This window comes from Arthrobacter sp. AK01 (assembly GCF_021109375.1).
Lineage (GTDB): Bacteria > Actinomycetota > Actinomycetes > Actinomycetales > Micrococcaceae > Arthrobacter.
In genome coordinates, this window is the sequence record NZ_JAJOHP010000046.1 from 25,611 (window position 1) to 40,691 (window position 15,081).

Here is a 15,081-nt window from a genome sequence, read left to right on the forward strand (position 1 = left end):
CCCTGGCACCGCCGCCAGGCAGGGAAAGCACGGCACCCACATGCACCAGTTCATCAACGGAAAACTCCTGACCGGCACCTCGGGTAACAGCCTGGCAGTCATCAATCCGGCCACCTCGGAGCTGGTGGAAACCGTCAGCCTCGCTTCACTGGCGGACCTTGAAGCCGCGGTGGCGGCAGCCCGCTCGGCCTTCCCCGCGTGGTCCCGGACCACCCCTGGCGAACGTGCCGGCATCCTGCAGAAGTTCGCCCGCATCATGGAAGAACGGGCAGCAGAATTCTCCCGGGTGGAGAGTTCGCAAACGGGCAAGCCCCTGCGGCTGACTCGCGAATTCGACGTCCCTGGAACCATTGACAACATCGACTTCTTTTCCGGATCTGCCCGCCACCTCGAAGGCAAGGCCGCCGCTGAGTACTCGGCGCAGCACACCTCATCCATCCGTCGTGAGGCAATTGGCGTCGTGGGATCCATCGCACCGTGGAACTACCCCCTGCAGATGGCCGCGTGGAAGATCCTGCCCGCGATCGCCGCCGGCAACACCATTGTTCTCAAGCCCGCCGAGATCACGCCACTCACTTCACTGATGTTTGCCGAGGCGCTCACGGATGCGGGACTGCCCGACGGCGTGGTGAACGTGGTGGTGGGCGACGGCGCCACCGTTGGCGCTGCACTCATGCGGCACCCGGACGTGGACATGGTCTCCTTCACTGGCTCCACCGGCGTTGGCCGCACGGTCCTGGAAGCTGCTGCCGTCAACGCCAAACGCGTGCATCTCGAGTTGGGCGGAAAGGCCCCCTTCGTGGTGTTCGAGGACGCCAATGTGGACGCTTCCGTCCATGGCGCAGTAGCCGGCTCGCTCATCAACACTGGCCAGGACTGCACCGCAGCCACCCGCGCAATCGTGCACAGGAGCGTTTACGAAGAGTTCGTGGCCAAAGTCGCCACCCGCTTTGAGGGGATCGTCCTGGGCGCTCCCGGTGATGAGGATGCGGACCTTGGCCCCTTGGTTTCCTTCAAGCAGCGGGACCACGTAGCGGCAATGGTGGATCGGGCCCGCGGCTACAGCAAAGTGGTGGCCGGCGGCTACGCTCCGGCAGACGGGGGTTTGGAAAACGGTGCCTTCTACCGTCCCACGCTGGTGGTGGACGCGGCGCCGGACTCGGAGATCGTCAAGGATGAAGTCTTCGGGCCCGTCCTTGTGGTCCTTCCCTTCGATACGGATGACGAAGCGTTCCACCTCGCCAACGACACCGTCTATGGACTCGCAGCATCAGCGTGGACAAACAACCTCCAGCGGGCATTGCGCGCCACCCGCGAGATCAAGGCAGGCTGCGTCTGGGTCAACGACCATATCCCGATCATCTCCGAGATGCCCCACGGCGGCTTCAAGCAATCCGGCTTCGGCAAGGACATGTCCGCTTACTCCTTCGAGGAGTACACCCAGGTCAAGCACGTGATGTTCGAACTGGAGGGCGCCACGGAGAAGGACTGGCACCGGACCATCTTCAACCTCCGCTAAGGGGGCCATTGACCAGGGCCCGTTGCGGGGCCCGCTCTGCGCGCCTCCGCGGGATCTAAAGCCGCAGAGCAGGCCCCACAACGGTGGCTTCCGGACGGTTCTTGCGTCCGGCTCCAAGCACTGCCGTAGCGACGCCCAGGAGCAGGATCAGCCCACCCATGATCTCGGTGGTGGTGGGAATCTCGTTCAGGACAAGCCAGGCCGCCGTCATTCCCACCACCGGGACCAACAGAGTGAAGGGCACGACGTCGGAGCTTGGGTACAGCGACAACAGCCGGTTCCAGATGCCGTACCCCACCAACGACGCGAAGACCGCGGTGTAGATCGCGCTCAGGATGGTGGCTGGCTGCAGGTCCGTGAGCGTCGCCCAGACGGTGTCCGGCCCGTCCACTACCAACGACAATCCCGCCAGTGGCAGCGGCACCACCGCGCCGGACCACACCACCAGGCCCAAACCGGAGGCTGCCTTTGAATGCCGGGCCACCACATTGCCGATCGCCCAGGAAAGTGCCGCAGCCAGCACGATCATGAGCGGAAGGACCGGCGCCACGGCACTTCGTCCCAGAGCCACCACCCCCAGGCCCGCTATGCCCAGCACCACCCCGGCCATTTGGCGCCGACTGGGCCGCTCACCCAAGAACCTCGCCGCGAGCAGGATGGTGAACAGGACCTGGGCTTGGAGAACCAGCGACGCCAGGCCCGCGGGCATCCCGAGCGCCATGCCCAGGTACAGGAGGCCAAATTGCCCGGCACTCATGAAGAGCCCGACGCCGATGATCGCCTTCCAGCCCACGTCCGGTTTCCGGATGAACAGGATGAACGGAAAGACGACCAGCAGGAACCGCATGGCAACGAACAGCAGCGGAGGAACTTCCCTGCCGTTGGTGTGCAGGCCGAGGTCGATCGCGACGAAATTGATGCCCCAAAGAACGGCGACCAGGATGGCGAGGGAAGAGTGGCGAAGGTTCACAAGTACACTCTGGCCTTCTTCACCTTGAAGCACCAGCGTTGATTTACGCATGGGACAGCGTAGATTTACTTCATGATTGATATTTCAGCGTTGAGGGCGCTCGTGGCCGTGGAGCAGCATGGATCGGTGGTGGCCGCTTCCGATGTGATGGGCTACAGCCCATCCGCGGTGTCGCAGCAGATCAAGAAACTGGAAAAACAAACCGGGGTAACAGTGCTTGAGCGCAACGGCCGCGGAGTCCTCCTCACCGAGCGGGGGTTGGCGTTGGCCGGTTACGGCCGACGCATCATGGGCGAGCTGGAAGAACTGCAGGCCACACTGCTGGCCGATCCCGCTAAACCTTCGGGCCTCCTCAGGTTGGTGGCTTTCTCGACTGCATGCCGGGGCCTGGTGGGACCCATGCTCGGGCGCATGGCGGCTGCCCACCCCGAGCTGGAAATTACCGTGCTGGCAGAGGACCCCCGCGAAGCCGTCCAAAGGGTGGCGTCCGGCGAAGCGGAACTGGCTGTAGTCCATAATTGGAACTCTGTCCCATTGGTGATCCCCGAGAATCTGGTGCACGAGGATCTCTGCATCGACCAAGCCGATGTCCTCGTCAACAGCACCCACGCACTCGCGTCGCGTACCGCCGTCGAGCGTGAAGACTTACTGGACGAGACCTGGATCAGCACCCCCACGGGTGCCATCTGCAATGAGGCTTTGCTTCAGATCTTCGCGGGACTGGGGCGGGTTCCGGACATCCGCGTCTACGATCCCGATTTCTCCACCCACATCGCGATGGTGGAGCAGGGTGTGGCCGTAGCGCTGGTGCCACGGCTCGGCAGGCCCCTTCTGCCGCGGGATGTCGTCGCCATTCCCGTCATCAACCCCGTTCAGCAGCGGTCGGTTGGCGTGGTCCACCGCAAAACGATGACTGCCAGCCCCAACATCCGGCAGGCAGTACGCGTGCTGCGTGACGTGGCCTCCGAACTACCACTCCCACAGGGTTGATCAACGTCACACAGTGGAACATTCGACGCCAAGCAGACAGTTAGCTTAGGCTAACCTTACCTAACTACCTGCGCCTCCCGGAGCGCAGCCTGTCGAATTCTTGAAGGGGCCCAACTGTGGAAGCAATCCTCTTTCCCACGGACATGAACCACCATCACACCTATGGCCTGGTCAGCTACATCATGATCGACGACGGACTCTATCCGAGCGCCCATAACAGGCGGGATCCGTATGCACTTCCGGCCTTCGACATCCGTGGGCAGTGGGTCTATCCCAGCCGGTACAACGAATACATGGCGCCTCAGTTGCCGGTATACATGTTCGACGGCGAATACCTCATCGCGACGGGGCACGGCGAAGAAGCTGCAGGCCTGCCTGTTTTCGAGATCCACTGCATGTGCATGCCGCAGTTGGCCTACGGGGACCCCAGCAACTCGTAGTAGCCGGAGCGCGCAGTGGCGGAGTCCTAGTGGCGCGGCACCGTGAAATGCGTCAGCCGCGCATCCTGCCCGTCCAACTCAGCCCAGGATTTCTCCGTTTCCATGACCGTCAACGCACTCGTTGGGTAGCGGGTAGCGGCATCCATGTAAGCGTCGTGGTCCGAATCGCGCGAAGCCAAGTGCATGGCGAGATCCTGGACGCCGGGCAGGTGCGAGATGACCATCAGCGTCGTCACGGTGTCGGGTACATGGTTGATGACCGTCAGCATGCGGTTCGCGGAAGCGGCATACAACCCGTCCTCGAGTTTCGGCGTCGGCGCTTTGTCACCCAGCTCATCACAGACCCAGGTGCAGGTCTGGCGGGTCCTCAGCGCAGAAGAGCACAGGATGAAGTCCGGCACCACGCCATGCTTGAGCAACCATTTGCCCGCGAGTGGAGCCTCCCGATGCCCACGCTCTTCAAGGGGCCGCTCATGATCAGGCACGCCCATGGGCCAATCAGCCTTGGCATGGCGCATGATCACCAGCCGTTTGATGTGATGGTCGCTCATGGACCAACCCTATCCGCCACGGACCCTCGCACAGGGCGTAGCGCCACCACCAACTTTGAACTCCCGGGCACCCTGGACACGCGGTGCAGTCTGGCGCGCCGAAGGCGCACCCGGCCAATGTGGGTGGTGAAGGCACACGCTGACACCCGAGTCCCCCGATACAGCCCGGCGTGTCGAGGGCGCTCCCCGCCAATGTGAGTGGTGGCGGCACACAGCCCTGACACCCCAGGCTCCCTCAGCCGGGGAGGGCAGTTCCGACATGGTGACGGCGCTATGGCGCCGTGGGGCCATACGGAGTTGCGCGAACGCGAAAGCGCCCGCCTCCTGACTGGAGACGGGCGCTTTTGAGGTTTGCTAGATCGAGTATTCCGGAGCGGCCCAAACGATAACTTCGGGGTGCTCGTAGAAGCGGTAGCCCTGGCCGCGAACCGTACGGACGGTGTTGGCGAGACGGCCAAGCTTGGAGCGGAGGCGGCGGATGTGGACGTCGATGGTGCGCTCGTTGGGCACCTCTTCGGCGTTGCGCCACAGGCCCTCGAGGAGTTCGTCGCGGCCCACAGTGCGGGTGCCGTTTTCGACGAGGTAGTTGAGGAGTTCGAATTCCTTGAACGTGAGGTTCAGCGATTCGCCGTCGAGGTGCACTTCACGGCGGGCGAGGTCGATGAGCACACCGGAAGGGCGGGCTTCCTGCTGCGGCGCGGGGCGGGCAGCTTCCGTGCGCTGGCGGGAGGCCACAGTGGGGTCGCCGAAGGTGGAACGCACGACGTCGAGTGCTGACCCGGGTGCACCCGAGGGGGCAACGGCGACGGCAGCGTAGCTCTCAGCGCCGGTCACCAAAGACTGGGCGTAGGCGCGGATTTCCTGGGCGAGCTTGGCAATGGAGGTTCCGGCAGCCGCTGCGGTTTCTTCGTCAATGCCCATGTAGAGCACGAAGCCGCGGGCCACGTTGTCATTGGCAACGGGGCGCAGCCTGTCGGACTGCGCAATCACCGGAGTGGGGGCCGTCATGGGTGCCGGCTCGCTGGTGGGGACTGCGCGCAACTGACCATAGGAGTTGGGGTTGTAGCCCTGCGGAACGTAACCGGGAGCCTGCTGCCCTGCGCCCTGGGGTGCGGGGGCATAGCCGGGGCGGTTGCCGAAACCGGGGCGAAGCCCTGCGTTTGACGCTGCCTTATTGGCGTTACGGACGGAGATGTGGACGTATCCAGATGCAACTGACATGGAGTGCTTACCTCAAAAGTGAATAGCCGTCATCGCGGCTTCGAATGCTGGTTGTCCCCGCAATGAGTTTGGGGAGGGGCGCCCAACGCTGGGCTAGGGGGCGAATGCCTGAAACTTCTTGGGGTGGAAAGTTAGGCTTGCATTCGACAACAGCGGTCATCATGGCCAGCGGGTGTGCTGGGCCAGGTTGCTGCGGCTGCAGGTGCTGTTGAGTTCTTGTTCACATTGGAAGTGTGCAACGTAACAATGGCAACACGCAAGTAACAAAGCGTCGAACCGTCCACATTTTGAGACACAGGGGTCTATTGTGCTGCAAATCACAATTCAGTTGTCCTCATAAATGAACGCCATTTCATTCGGCTGGAACAAGAAATATTCGCAATCCAGTGAATTTTCTTCGGCGAATCAGGCATCATATGCATCGAGGTTCCCGTGAAGCACCCAGCAGCGGAATCTCACGATCTGAAACAGTTGTTGTCCAATCGCTGGCCGCCTCGTTCGGCATTTTTCGCAGGAAAATCTGCTACAAGCTGTAGAAACTGCCCGTTTGGTTTCAGGACGCGGTACCCAGGCTTGATGTTGAGCCCTGCCCGGAACCAGTACCTTGCCCCGTCGTCGCACCCTGCCCGGAAGTCGCCAGTCGGATGGATGCAGCGGAGTAGCTGTTTCCGTCCTTGCTGGCAGTGACCCGAACAGTGGAGCCCGCAGTCACGTCGGCCAAGGTAAGCGTGCTGGTGGCACTCCCCCGCTGCCTGGTTCCCTGCGCCACTGTCGTTTCGCCGCTGAGTGCGTAGGTCCTCGTAAAGCCGTCTTCGCTCTTGACGGTCAGGGAGTTCGTCGTGACCTCGCTGACGGTTCCCAGCTGGTCCGCCATGGTCACGTATTCCTCTTCCCGAAGCACCACGTACTCCGAGTGGATGGCCCCGTTGAGCCCACCAGCCATGCCGAGTCCATCGGGAGCCATGTTTCCGCCCATCTGGCCCGGTGCAGCCTGGCCGAGGCCGCCCTGTCCGGGTACCGCCTGTTCCTGTTGCCCACCAGGTCCGGTGGTCCCGCCCTGACCCAGCGGCACGTTCGCGGCGTCTGCTGAACCCGCACCGCCGAGTGCGTAGAACCCCGCGGCGGTTCCGGCGGCGACCACTACTGCCACGCCAGCGACGATCAAGGTCCGCTTCACGGTCCAGCCACCCGGAAGGCCGCTTTTTGGCTGGCCCGCCTGCTGGTTGCCCCACCCTTGGGAGCCAGGCCCATGATGGCCTGCATCCTCCGACTCCGACCAAGCCCACGATGAGCCGCCACTTGCTGCAGTCTTCTGCGCCGGTTCGGCAGTGTTGCCGGCAAAAGGAGCGCCTTGAGGCAACGGGGGTTGGTTTTGCTCGTTCATTGTCTTCTCCGTTGATGATGTTTATCTGCGTACGACCCCCAGCGTCAGTGCCCCTGCTGTGCGGGGGCTGTGTTGAGGAGTAGTCCCTCCTGTGACCTGTGGATACGCGTGTTTCCGGACTCCCACCTCGCTAGTGTTGACTTCACAGCGTCCTCACAGGACCGGCAAAGCGCTGGCAAACCAGCAGAATGGAGAGTTGTCCCATGGCCTCCTCGCACTCCATGACCAACAACCTTCCCCAGCTGTCCCACCCGGACGGCTCCCCGATCCGCGCCTTGGTGGTGGATGACGAACCCAGTCTGGCCGAGCTCATGAGCATGGGCCTGCGCATGGCAGGTTGGTCCGTCGCCGTGGCCGGCGATGGTCCTGAAGCTGTGAAGCTGGCCAAGGACTTCCGGCCCGACGTCCTGGTCCTTGACGTCATGCTGCCCGGATTCGACGGCGTGGAGGTCCTCAACCGCATTCGCGCTTTCGCCCCCGAAGTTCCCGCGCTCTTCCTCACGGCCAAGGACGCCGTGCAGGACCGCATCGTTGGTCTGGCCGCCGGCGGTGACGACTACGTCACCAAGCCGTTCAGCATGGAGGAAGTCCTCCTGCGCCTCCACCGCCTGGTCCAGCGTTCCGGCGTCGCCGCGATGGACACCGCCGAGCTGGTGGTGGGCGACCTCACCCTGAACGTGGACACGCGCGAAGTAACCAGGGCAGGCGAGGACATCCCGCTCACCGCAACGCAGTTCGAGCTTCTGCGCTACCTCATGGAGAACCCCAAACGCGTGGTCAGCAAAGCACAGATCCTGGACAGGGTGTGGGACTACGATTTCGGCGGCCAAGCCAACATCGTGGAGCTCTACATTTCCTACCTGCGCAAGAAGATCGAGGCCAACCATCCGCCGATGATCCACACCATCCGCGGTGCCGGATACGTCATCAAGCCAGCGGACTAGGCGTTGAGCACACTTTCAGGAGTGGCCAGGAAGTCGGGCCGCAGTTGGCTGAACCCCTCCACGTGGCACTTGCGCACCAGGCTGGTTCTGGTGGCCATGGCACTGCTGGTCGCCATTTGCGGGGCAGTTGGCGTGGTGAGCTACGCCTCCATGGACATGGTGTTCAACAAGCAGCTCGACAGCCAACTGGAGCAGGCATCCAGCCGCGCCAACAACTTCGGCAGGCCACCGGCGAACTTTCCTGGGTCCGGAAGGCCTGACCCGCTGGAGGCTCGCGGGCAGGCCGCCGGGACGCTGAACGCCCGGATCAACGGCTCAATTGTGAGCAGCTCGGGCCTGATCGATGCCAGGGGAAACCGGGTGTCGCTCTCCGCGGCCGACGAACAAGTGCTGCTGTCCCTCCCCACGGACAACCGTCCTGTGGACCGTTCGCTCTCCAACGGCGACTATCGGTTGGTAGCCGTCGAGACCAATGGCGATGTGATCGTGACAGGGCTGCCGCTTGCGGACAAGCAGAGCGCCGAGGCCTCGCTGGTCTGGACCATGGTGCTGGTTTCGCTCGGCGGACTGGTGCTGATCGGCCTTGCGGGCACGGTCATCATCCGCCGCACCATGCGGCCATTGGAACAGCTCTCGGAGGTGGCCACCAAGGTTTCGCGCCTGCCCCTGGACGCCGGTGAAGTGGCGCTCGCGGTGCGCGTACCCCCGTCGGCCGCTCATCCCGGAACGGAAGTCGGCAGCGTTGGCCATGCCCTGAATCAAATGCTGAACAACGTCTCCAGCGCGTTGGAAGCCCGGCAGGAGAGCGAAACCAAGGTTCGACAGTTCGTCGCTGATGCCTCGCATGAGCTCCGCACACCGCTGACCGCCATCCGCGGCTACACAGAACTGCTGCGGATGACCGAAAACTTCACCGACGACGGCCGGAAGTCATTGGCTCGCGTCCAAAGCCAATCCGAGCGGATGACCACACTGGTGGAGGATCTCCTGCTACTGGCCAGGCTGGACGAAGGCCAGCCCATCAAGGTTACGGATGTGGACCTCACGCAATTAGTCATCGAAACGGTCAGCGACGAAAAAGTCATGGCTCCGGACCACATCTGGCAACTCCAGCTCCCGGACGAACCCATCACTGTGAGGGGTGACGCCACGCAACTGCATCAGGTGTTGGCCAACCTGCTCTCCAACGCACGCAAACACACGGACGCCGGGACCACCGTGGTTACGGGCGTCATGCTCTCCGCCGATGGCAGCGCAGTGGTTACCGTGACTGACAACGGCCCGGGCATTCCGGAAGATTTCCAAAGCCGGATTTTCTCCCGGTTTGCCCGCGCCGATGCCGCAAGGTCGGGGTCCGAGGGCACGTCCGGGCTGGGCCTGTCCATCGTCGAATCCATCGTGGAGGCGCACGGTGGCAGCGTTGAGGTGACCTCGCGTCAAGGGCGCACGGAGTTCGCCCTTCGACTCCCTACCGTCAGCAACGAACGCGTGTAACGAATCCGGCAAGGCGACTCACCGGTATCGTGATCTCTGTTACCTAAATGTGACTTCTACCGAAACCTCCTGTACCGTCGAAAGGGTGGGTCGCCCCAACTGACCCACATCCGGGATGCGCCGAGCTCTGCCACTTCCCGGAGTCCGCTCTTTCTCCGAGGCAGAGACGGGGGACCCAGAGTCTCCGGGCCCAGGCATTTTTGCCGGCCCTTGGGGTGAAGCCGCAGCGTGATGCGCGGCCGGATGACCTCATCCGAACCCGACAGCTAACTCCGCAGGCGCTGAGAGGTAATCACATATGTCTGAATTTAACGATCAGACGCGCCCTTCCGCGCGTCACCGCGATGAACACAACGCCCCGTTGACCAAGTCGCAGGCTGTCCTCAAGAACGCCGCCCGTCAGGGTAAGTCCGGCCACCGCATGTCGGTTGTTGCCGGTGTTGTAGCTGCTGCACTGGGCGTTGCATCGCTCGGCACTGCTGCCAACGCCGCCCTAACCCTCCCCGAGGTGAGCCGCGTTGCCGAGACCCAGGCGAATGCCCAGGTCAGCAATAACAAGTCAGCCGAGATCTCCGCTTCCCTGGATGCAGCCGCCGCAAAGGGCGCCGCTGACCGGGCTGCAGCGGACAAGGTGGCTGCTGAGAAGGCTGCCGCCGAAAAGGCTGCCGCTGACCAGGCCGCAGCTGAAAAGGCTGCTGCCGAAAAGGCTGCCGCTGACCAGGCCGCAGCAGAGAAAGCCGCTGCAGATGCTGCCGCCAAGCAGGCTGCTGATGCCGCTGCTGCCGCCGCCGCTGCCGAAGCTGCCGCCGCTGCTGCAGCCCCGAAAGCTGTGGACGATCCCGCCGCCGCCAAGGCCTATGCCGCCAGCATCCTGGGCAACTACGGCTGGAGCGCCGGCGAAATGACCGCTTTGAACACCCTGTGGGAGAAGGAATCCAACTGGAAGACCACTGCCACGAACGCTTCCAGCGGCGCCTACGGCATTGTCCAGTCCCTGCCGGCCTCCAAGATGGCAACTGCCGGTGCTGACTGGCAGACCAACTACCAGACCCAGATCAAGTGGGGCCTGAATTACATCAAGGAACGCTACGGATCCCCGTCGGCTGCCCTGGCCTTCCACTTGGCCAACAACTGGTACTAAACCAGACTGCTTGATACCGCGCCGGTTGCCGCCGCTCGCACCAGTACCCACTGGAGCGGACGGCGGGAACCGGCGCGGTTTTCCCGTTTCACAGCTGCCCCTCGGAGTTCACAGTGGGGTCACAGCTTCCGCCTAAAGCCCTCATAATCGGCGGGCCCATTCTGGAAGCATGACGCTCATAGATCCAGCCACCAGCTCCTTGCGACGACGGGTCCATTCCGCGGGCTTCGCTGGCGCGGCGTCGCCGGCTGGCCAGCAGGCTCTCCCGCAAGGAGGGCCGGAGGGCCGGCAGCTGCCTCGGCGCTCCCCCGTTGACACCCGCGTTGCCGTACCTGTCCTTGACGTCGCCATCCCTGTGTTCAACGAGGAATCGCGCCTGGAGGAGGGCCTGCGCAAGCTGCACAGGCACCTCACGGAGTCCTTTCCCCATACCTTCCAGATCACCGTGGCGGACAACTCCAGCACGGACAACACCCTGCGGATCGCCGAACGGCTGGCCCGCGAACTCCCTGAACTGACGGTGGTTCGATTCCAGCACAGGGGGCGGGGAAACGCCCTCCGACAAGTCTGGCTGACCTCACGGTCACCAGTGCTCGCCTACATGGAAGCAGACCTGTCCTCGGACCTCTCCGCCCTGGCTCCGCTCCTTGCGCCGCTGCTCTCAGGCCACTCGGACCTCGCGATCGGCACCCGGCTGGCACGGACCTCGTATGTGACCCGCAGTCCGCAGCGCGGGTTCATCTCCCGCAGCTACAACTCCCTGCTGCGGACCGTGCTCGGGGCCCGCTTCTCCGATGCCCAGTGCGGTTTTAAGGCCGTCCGCGCGGACGTTGCGCACCGCCTCCTTCCCTACACCAAGGACGATGGCTGGTTCTTCGATACCGAGCTTCTGGTGATCGCCGAACGTTGTGGTTTGCGCGTTCATGAAGTCCCCGTCGACTGGACCGACGACCCCAACTCGAGTGTCGACGTCGTACGCACCGCCCTCGCCGACTTGCGCGGCATGGCGCGACTGACCCGCGACCTCGGCCGCGGGCGCGTTCCCTTCACCCGGCTTCGCCAGGAAATCGGCAGGACACCTCCAGCGCCGCAAACTGGCATTCCCAAGAGCATCCTCAGGGCGTTGGCGTGGACATCGGTTGATGTCATGGTCTTCCTGCTGCTCCGCGGCTTTATGGATCCCCTGCCGGCAAACCTCATCGCCCTTGTTTTCACCTCCGTTGCCACCCGCATGCGGTTCCAAGGACCGCTGACGCTCTTGCTCACGTTGTTGCTGACTTCTGCCGCGCTTGCGGTTCTGCCGGTGATAACGACGCCGGATCGCTGGCTTGAGGGGGCAGCGCTGGCTGTTGCCTCGCTCGCCGTACATATCGGCAGGTCCTTGGTTGGTCGAAGGGCTCTTGCACCTGACGTGGCGTGAGGATTTAGCGTAGTTTCCATGGGAACAGCGGAGAGCGGACAGTGGAGCATCGGCGAACTCGCCAGGGCCTGCGGAGTCAGCGTCAGGACGCTCCATCACTACGACGAGATCGGCCTCCTGTCCGCGAGCGGTCGGACGCCTTCCGGTCATCGCCGGTACGGGGAGGGCGATCTTCGCCGGCTGTATCGGATCAGGGCACTCCAGATGCTCGGGATTCCGCTCGCTTCCATTACGGCAGTGCTGGACATGTCCGAGGACGATGACCTGGCATCCATGCGTGTCCTGTTGGACCGGCAACTGCGGCATGTTCAGCAGCACGCCCAACAAGTCCAGACCCTTCAAATCCAACTGGGCAAGCTTCTGGACCGCCTGGACACTCCAACCATGCCAACCGCCGAACAATTCATGTCGACCTTGGAGATGATCACAGTGTTTGAAAAACACTTCACACCGGAACAGCGTCAACAGCTTGCAGACAAGCGCCAGGAACTGGGCGCTGAAAAGATTGAGGCCGCGAAACATCAATGGGCAACGCTGGTTGAGGAAGGCTTGGAACTTATTCGCGCCGGCACTTCCGTGACGGATCCGGCTGTGCAGGACTGGGTTCGCTCCTGGGACGGGATCGGGGAAATGTTCCATTCGGGCGAGGACACCAAAGCCGCAGCCCGGGAAGCGTGGCAGGAGAACAGCCAAACTATCAGTGCGGACCTTCCTTGGGGTGCCGATGACTTGGCTCGACTGATGGCCTACCTTCAGAAGGCCAGAGCACAGTAGCCCCCGCCGTACTTCCTCAGGCTTCCGGTTCGGCTTCCACCGCACCACGAACGGCGGCGATTGATGCAGCAATGTCCCCGGCGTCGGTGGTCCAGTTGCTCACAGATATCCGGAGGATTTCGCGGCCGCGCCACGAAGACCCGGACATCCACACCGCGCCCTCGGCCATGAGCCGTTGGGTTATGCGGTGTGTGCGGTCATCGCTGCCGAAGCTCACTGAGACCTGGGTGAACACGACGTCGTTGAGGACCTCCACTCCGGGGATCGCGGCGAGGCCTTCGGCCAATGCGCGCGCGTTCGCCGCGAGTCGCTCCACCATGGCGATGACTCCGGACCTGCCCAGCTGGCGGAGGGCAGCCCACACCGGGATTCCACGGGCCCGCCGGGACATCTCAGGAACTTTCTCCAACGGATCGCCCAGTCCCGTATCAGTGGCGATCAAGTAGCTGGTGTGAACGCTGAAGGCGCGTCTGAGGGATTCCGGGCGGGAAACGATTGCCAGACCACAGTCGTAGGGAACATTCAGGGTTTTGTGGGCGTCCGTTGCCCAGGAATCCGCGTCCTCCACTCCGGCCAGCCGCCCTCGCAGCTGTGGGCTCACAGCCGCCCACAGCCCAAACGCGCCGTCCACGTGCACCCACGCTCCGCGATCGTGGGCCACAGCGATGGCTTCCTCCATGGGGTCAAATGCGCCGGAGTGGAGGTTGCCTGCTTGGAGGCAGACCAACGACGGGCCTGGTTGCTGATCCATGGCATCGGCCAGCGCGTCCGGCAGGATCCGGCCTTCTTCGTCAGCGGCAACAGGTATGCACGCCCCCAAGCCGAGGTACCGCAACGCCAGATCCACTGCGGCATGGCGTTCACGTCCTGCAAACGTGGTGATGGGTGGGGCGCCATTGAGGCCAAGCGCCTCAAGGTCCCAGCCTGCCTCATCCATCAGGTACTGGCGGCCCGCTGCCAGCCCAACGAAGTTGGCGGTGGTTGCGCCAGTGGTGAATCCGACGTCGGCACTTGCAGGAAGGTGCAGGAGGTCCAGAAGCCACGCGGCGGCCGATTCCTCGATGGCAGCGGCTGCCGGGGTGGCGAAGCGGAGCCCCGTGTTCTGGTCCCAGGCAGAGACGAGCCAATCTGCGGCCATGGCAGCGGGCAGGGTTCCGCCCATGACCCACCCAAAGAACCGTCCGGACTGGATGGCCATCAGGCCGGGCTCAGCCAACGCGGCGAGCTCATCAACAACCTCGGCGGCATCAGTGGCTTCGTCGGGCAAACGCGGCAGGATGCTCCTGGCAACCTCATCGGCGTCGGACGAAGGGCGGACTGAACGTGTTGGGACCGACGCGAGCCAATCACCGGCGTGGACCATGGCCCGCTCCAATGCAGCACCGTACGCCTCCGGCATCGCAGACATGCGCACAGCCTACGCCCGGTTCACCGCTTGGAACAGTCTTTAACCCGGCAGTACTAGAGGGTCAGCGTCAGGAGGTGCCCGCCGTCGTCGTCCTTCACAGCGGTGACCGTCACTGCCGAGTAGTCCGGGATCCGCCACATGCCCGGTTCAAGCTCCGCATTGTGCCTGGCAGCGGCCTTGCCCACCACAACGGTCCGCATCCCCGCGGCGCGCGCGGCGGCAATACCGGCAGGTGCGTCTTCGAAAACCACGACGTCGGCCGGGTCGGCTCCCAGGAGCGCCGCCGCCTTGAGATAGCCCTCCGGGTGCGGCTTGCCGCGGGTGACGGACTCCGCGGTGACGGCAGTGGACGGCATGGTGAGTCCGGCCGCCTGCATGCGGATATCGGCAAGGATGCGGTCTGCTGAGGTGACCAAGGCGATGGCGTCATCAGGGAGTCCTGCCAGCAGGGCTTCGGCCCCGGGAAGGGCGATCACGCCGTCGGTCCGGGAACGCTCCATCTCACCAAGTTCAGCCGTCAAGGCTTCGAAATCAGCATCAGCGGGCGCATAACGGCGAACAGTATCGCCGGCTTGGACGCCGTGCGAGGTGCGGAGGATTTCGTTGTAGTCCAGGCCGTAGCGCTCGGAGAACTCAAGCCACACTTGCTCGACCACCGCCGTGGAATCAACCAGTGTGCCGTCCATGTCGAAGAGGACGGCGCGGACGGTCAGCACGGGTGGGGGGGGGGGGGGGGGGGGGGGGGGGGGGGGGGCCGCGCGGGGGGGGGGGGGGGGGGGGGGGGGGTGTGATGAGGGGGGGCGGGGGGGGGGGGGGCGCCCGCCC

General features: G+C 63.8%; 14 protein-coding genes and 1 riboswitch. Of the genes, 8 read left to right on the forward strand and 6 right to left on the reverse strand.

All coding sequences use genetic code 11. The features are described 5' to 3' along the window. Positions 1–40: 40 nt before the first annotated feature. Positions 41–1,519, forward strand: coding sequence for a gamma-aminobutyraldehyde dehydrogenase (locus tag LN996_RS15925; RefSeq protein WP_231341384.1), 1,479 nt, complete (start codon positions 41–43; stop codon positions 1,517–1,519). Between the two features lie 55 nt (positions 1,520–1,574). On the opposite strand, the gene LN996_RS15930 is transcribed toward LN996_RS15925, so the two are convergent. Then, positions 1,575–2,540 (reverse strand): EamA family transporter, encoded by a 966-nt coding sequence (locus LN996_RS15930; protein WP_231341386.1) that lies wholly within the window; start codon positions 2,538–2,540, stop codon positions 1,575–1,577. Positions 2,541–2,561: 21 nt separating this feature from the next. Between LN996_RS15930 and LN996_RS15935 the strand changes: the two genes are divergently transcribed. Further along, positions 2,562–3,479: a LysR family transcriptional regulator gene (locus LN996_RS15935; RefSeq protein ID WP_231341388.1), complete on the forward strand. Its 918-nt coding sequence runs from the start codon at positions 2,562–2,564 to the stop codon at positions 3,477–3,479. A gap of 116 nt (positions 3,480–3,595) precedes the next feature. Beyond that, positions 3,596–3,919 carry a hypothetical protein gene (locus tag LN996_RS15940; RefSeq protein WP_231341390.1) on the forward strand — a complete coding sequence of 108 codons (324 nt, stop codon included), beginning with the start codon at positions 3,596–3,598 and terminating at the stop codon, positions 3,917–3,919. A 26-nt stretch (positions 3,920–3,945) separates the two neighbouring features. Here the strand turns inward: LN996_RS15940 and LN996_RS15945 are convergent, their stop codons facing one another. From LN996_RS15945 to LN996_RS15955, 3 genes are all read right to left on the reverse strand, one after another. Next, positions 3,946–4,470 carry a histidine phosphatase family protein gene (locus tag LN996_RS15945; protein WP_231341392.1) on the reverse strand — a complete coding sequence of 175 codons (525 nt, stop codon included), beginning with the start codon at positions 4,468–4,470 and terminating at the stop codon, positions 3,946–3,948. A gap of 354 nt (positions 4,471–4,824) precedes the next feature. Next, positions 4,825–5,691 carry a winged helix-turn-helix domain-containing protein gene (locus tag LN996_RS15950; RefSeq protein ID WP_231341396.1) on the reverse strand — a complete coding sequence of 289 codons (867 nt, stop codon included), beginning with the start codon at positions 5,689–5,691 and terminating at the stop codon, positions 4,825–4,827. Between the two features lie 553 nt (positions 5,692–6,244). Then, positions 6,245–7,075, reverse strand: a complete 831-nt coding sequence (locus LN996_RS15955; protein WP_231341397.1) for a hypothetical protein — start codon at positions 7,073–7,075, stop codon at positions 6,245–6,247. 203 nt (positions 7,076–7,278) lie between these two features. On the opposite strand from LN996_RS15955, the gene LN996_RS15960 reads away from it, so the two are divergent. The 5 genes from LN996_RS15960 to LN996_RS15980 all read left to right on the forward strand — a co-directional run bounded on the left by LN996_RS15960 (position 7,279) and on the right by LN996_RS15980 (position 12,848). After that, positions 7,279–8,019 carry a response regulator transcription factor gene (locus LN996_RS15960; protein ID WP_090825045.1) on the forward strand — a complete coding sequence of 247 codons (741 nt, stop codon included), beginning with the start codon at positions 7,279–7,281 and terminating at the stop codon, positions 8,017–8,019. Between the two features lie 3 nt (positions 8,020–8,022). Further along, positions 8,023–9,513: a HAMP domain-containing sensor histidine kinase gene (locus tag LN996_RS15965; protein WP_231341398.1), complete on the forward strand. Its 1,491-nt coding sequence runs from the start codon at positions 8,023–8,025 to the stop codon at positions 9,511–9,513. A 108-nt stretch (positions 9,514–9,621) separates the two neighbouring features. Beyond that, a riboswitch (cyclic di-AMP (ydaO/yuaA leader) is annotated at positions 9,622–9,808 on the forward strand. Between the two features lie 3 nt (positions 9,809–9,811). Further along, complete coding sequence (locus LN996_RS15970) at positions 9,812–10,654, forward strand: hypothetical protein (protein ID WP_231341399.1); 843 nt, start codon at positions 9,812–9,814, stop codon at positions 10,652–10,654. A gap of 169 nt (positions 10,655–10,823) precedes the next feature. Continuing rightward, positions 10,824–12,074 carry a dolichyl-phosphate beta-glucosyltransferase gene (locus LN996_RS15975; RefSeq protein WP_231341400.1) on the forward strand — a complete coding sequence of 417 codons (1,251 nt, stop codon included), beginning with the start codon at positions 10,824–10,826 and terminating at the stop codon, positions 12,072–12,074. Between the two features lie 18 nt (positions 12,075–12,092). Continuing rightward, positions 12,093–12,848: a MerR family DNA-binding transcriptional regulator gene (locus LN996_RS15980; protein ID WP_231341401.1), complete on the forward strand. Its 756-nt coding sequence runs from the start codon at positions 12,093–12,095 to the stop codon at positions 12,846–12,848. A gap of 16 nt (positions 12,849–12,864) precedes the next feature. Here LN996_RS15980 and LN996_RS15985 read toward each other — a convergent pair whose 3' ends face one another. Next, positions 12,865–14,256, reverse strand: a complete 1,392-nt coding sequence (locus tag LN996_RS15985) for an aminotransferase class V-fold PLP-dependent enzyme (RefSeq protein WP_231341402.1) — start codon at positions 14,254–14,256, stop codon at positions 12,865–12,867. Positions 14,257–14,309: 53 nt separating this feature from the next. After that, positions 14,310–14,972, reverse strand: coding sequence for an HAD-IA family hydrolase (locus LN996_RS15990; RefSeq protein WP_308102735.1), 663 nt, complete (start codon positions 14,970–14,972; stop codon positions 14,310–14,312). Positions 14,973–15,081 lie beyond the last annotated feature (109 nt).

What these genes read in the sequence shown, in the direction of transcription:
- LN996_RS15935 (WP_231341388.1), top strand. Translation starts at nt 2,562, where the DNA reads ATGATTGATATTTCAGCGTTGAGGGCGCTCGTGGCCGTGGAGCAGCAT.
- LN996_RS15975 (WP_231341400.1), top strand. Translation starts at nt 10,824, where the DNA reads ATGACGCTCATAGATCCAGCCACCAGCTCCTTGCGACGACGGGTCCAT.
- LN996_RS15985 (WP_231341402.1), bottom strand. Translation starts at nt 14,256, where the DNA reads ATGTCTGCGATGCCGGAGGCGTACGGTGCTGCATTGGAGCGGGCCATG.
- LN996_RS15970 (WP_231341399.1), top strand. Translation starts at nt 9,812, where the DNA reads ATGTCTGAATTTAACGATCAGACGCGCCCTTCCGCGCGTCACCGCGAT.
- LN996_RS15930 (WP_231341386.1), bottom strand. Translation starts at nt 2,540, where the DNA reads ATGCGTAAATCAACGCTGGTGCTTCAAGGTGAAGAAGGCCAGAGTGTA.
- LN996_RS15950 (WP_231341396.1), bottom strand. Translation starts at nt 5,691, where the DNA reads ATGTCAGTTGCATCTGGATACGTCCACATCTCCGTCCGTAACGCCAAT.
- LN996_RS15955 (WP_231341397.1), bottom strand. Translation starts at nt 7,075, where the DNA reads ATGAACGAGCAAAACCAACCCCCGTTGCCTCAAGGCGCTCCTTTTGCC.
- LN996_RS15945 (WP_231341392.1), bottom strand. Translation starts at nt 4,470, where the DNA reads ATGAGCGACCATCACATCAAACGGCTGGTGATCATGCGCCATGCCAAG.
- LN996_RS15960 (WP_090825045.1), top strand. Translation starts at nt 7,279, where the DNA reads ATGGCCTCCTCGCACTCCATGACCAACAACCTTCCCCAGCTGTCCCAC.
- LN996_RS15980 (WP_231341401.1), top strand. Translation starts at nt 12,093, where the DNA reads ATGGGAACAGCGGAGAGCGGACAGTGGAGCATCGGCGAACTCGCCAGG.
- LN996_RS15925 (WP_231341384.1), top strand. Translation starts at nt 41, where the DNA reads ATGCACCAGTTCATCAACGGAAAACTCCTGACCGGCACCTCGGGTAAC.